The sequence below is a fragment of the Carboxydocella sp. JDF658 genome, from assembly GCF_002049395.1.
GTDB lineage: Bacteria > Bacillota.
The window spans coordinates 1-201 of the sequence record NZ_BDLR01000269.1; the positions used below are offsets into that span (position 1 = coordinate 1).

The window sequence follows — 201 nt, forward strand, 5'->3', positions numbered from 1 at the left end:
CGCAAGGCTAGCTCCGCTATTGAAGTATGGCAAGCAGCAGTGGTAGCTGCTGAAGAAGGATTACAGCGGACACCGGAATTGCTGCCCATTTTGCGGCAGGGAGGGGTAGTGGATGCCGGTGGCCAGGGGCTGGTTATCCTTTTGCGGGCCATGCTGGCATCCTTCCAGGACCAGGATGTACAATGGGTACTGACCAAACCG

General features: G+C 57.2%; 1 protein-coding gene. It reads left to right on the forward strand.

What is annotated here, in order from left to right:
• A partial coding sequence (locus JDF658_RS14175; protein ID WP_143312044.1) for a DAK2 domain-containing protein occupies window positions 1-201 on the forward strand: 201 nt, incomplete at both ends.